This window comes from Vibrio sp. Of14-4, from assembly GCF_022347625.1.
Taxonomy (GTDB): domain Bacteria; phylum Pseudomonadota; class Gammaproteobacteria; order Enterobacterales; family Vibrionaceae; genus Vibrio; species Vibrio pristinus.
In genome coordinates, this window is record NZ_JAKRGI010000051.1 from 1 (window position 1) to 1,300 (window position 1,300).

The 1,300-nt window shown below is 39.3% G+C and carries 2 protein-coding genes; both read left to right on the forward strand.

All coding sequences use genetic code 11. From position 1 onward, the window contains the following. Positions 1-510: hypothetical protein (locus MHN79_RS20745; RefSeq protein ID WP_239174891.1), on the forward strand; the 510-nt coding region annotated here is incomplete at its 5' end. A 3-nt stretch (positions 511-513) separates the two neighbouring features. Beyond that, a complete protein-coding gene (locus MHN79_RS20750; protein ID WP_239174893.1) occupies positions 514-945 on the forward strand; it encodes a hypothetical protein in 432 nt (143 codons plus the stop codon). Positions 946-1,300: the final 355 nt, after the last annotated feature.

Here is a 1,300-nt window from a genome sequence, read left to right on the forward strand (position 1 = left end):
CAAGGGTATCAACATCGAGACCAGCTCGGTAAAATCGCCTTGGAATCAATAGACAATGGCGGTATCACTTTAGGATTAGGTGTAACGCCAAGTTATGCATTAGGGAGTCAACAAGGTGCTGCTGCTTTTGGTTCTTGGATGAGCTTTGATTGGAGAGATGGCTTGGATGTTAATGGAGGGGGGTATTGGAGTGCTGAGTATGGTGGTAGCCTGTCTAGGCCCAATTTCTCTGTCGATATAGGAGTAGAGTCGTTATTATTTACTAGTCCATACTTTGACGGGGCTTTGTCGGGAGCTTATCAACTTGGTGTTGGGGCATATAATCAACATTCGGTTTCTTATATTAGAGCAGACAATGGAAATATAAATGGATATCAATACACTTATGATGTCAAAGGGAAAGCAATATATAACTATGGAAATGATCCTGCAATTCAGGGCGGAGTCGGTACTGGTGACTACTTCAGATTTGAGGATGCGTACCATCTCCTTGATGGTCGGAGTCAATAGTAAATGAACAAACGTGGTATAATATTCATTTTACTTATAATTATTGTACTAGTGGTTATCTTATGGACTAATTTCGCTATCAGGGATCGAAAAAAGTACTTTGGTGAAATTAAATCTTTAGGAGCTCATACTAATTACAGTGCACCGTTATTTGCTCGAGACTTTGAGGTGCCTTTGCGAGGAAAATTAGGTGAGATGTATGATTGCTTGTCTAAATATCGTCCCACATCTATAAAAAGACCTCCAACAATGAAAGAGGGTCCATCTGGTTCTTTTGAAATCGATGTAGAGGATTATAAAATCTCTCTTGGTATACACAATGGTGAGGTTACAAGTGCTAGCTTGACAAAGTATGATCAAGAAGGAAAATATGAATATAGTAGTGGTACAGTGGCGGTAAACTGTAACGTAACGTTACTGAATCAATTTGACTAAACATACCAAGCCCAGCTTTGCTGGGCTTTTTTAACTATCCATCAAGCTTATCTTTATTTAACGCCGTATTGTAAATGATTATCATTTGTGATCGGTTTCATGTTTCTGTTGCCTTTTTAAATTATTTCCTAATCTTTTTCTGATTTTTCGCCATTTATATTCATCTGATTTTTTCAACCAACCGAAAGAGGTTTATATGGCGATGGTCATTGGTGGAACGGGTTTAGGCCAGTTCGACATATTGGGGCAGTCTGGGATCAAGCTAGGCAGCAGTCATAATGGGTTAAAAATTAATGCATCAAGCGGCAATCTTGTGCTGCATCATCAAGACCAAACATTGGTCAGTAAGGGGCTC